The organism is Colwellia aquaemaris (genome assembly GCF_057548755.1).
Genome location: NZ_BAAJLV010000028.1, coordinates 1 through 780, shown reverse-complemented (window position 1 = coordinate 780; position 780 = coordinate 1). Strand labels below are relative to the sequence as shown.

At 52.3% G+C, this 780-nt stretch carries 1 rRNA gene; it reads left to right on the top strand.

The features are described from left to right. A 23S ribosomal RNA gene (locus AC27HL_RS19545) occupies nt 1–751 on the top strand; the annotation flags it as partial. Nucleotides 752–780: the final 29 nt, after the last annotated feature.

Sequence of the window (780 nt, the reverse complement as noted above, 5' to 3'; positions counted from 1 at the left end):
GTGGAGCCAACCTTGAAATACCACCCTTGTATGCGTGATGTTCTAACCTAGGGCCCTTATCGGGCTTGGGGACACTGTCTGGTGGGTAGTTTGACTGGGGCGGTCTCCTCCCAAAGAGTAACGGAGGAGCACGAAGGTTGGCTAAGTACGGTCGGACATCGTACGGTTAGTGCAATGGCATAAGCCAGCTTAACTGCGAGACAGACACGTCGAGCAGGTACGAAAGTAGGTCATAGTGATCCGGTGGTTCTGTATGGAAGGGCCATCGCTCAACGGATAAAAGGTACTCCGGGGATAACAGGCTGATACCGCCCAAGAGTTCATATCGACGGCGGTGTTTGGCACCTCGATGTCGGCTCATCACATCCTGGGGCTGAAGTCGGTCCCAAGGGTATGGCTGTTCGCCATTTAAAGTGGTACGCGAGCTGGGTTTAGAACGTCGTGAGACAGTTCGGTCCCTATCTGCCGTGGGCGTTTGAGAATTGAAGAGGGCTGCTCCTAGTACGAGAGGACCGGAGTGGACGAACCGCTGGTGTTCGGGTTGTTATGCCAATAGCATTGCCCGGTAGCTACGTTCGGAACTGATAACCGCTGAAAGCATCTAAGCGGGAAGCAGGCTTTGAGATGAGTTCTCACTGGAGCTTTAAGCTCCCTAAAGGGTCGTTGGAGACTACAACGTTGATAGGTTGGGTGTGGAAGTGCTGCGAGGCATTGAGCTAACCAATACTAATTACCCGTGAGGCTTAACCATACAACACCCAAGTGGTTTTAAAGATTGTA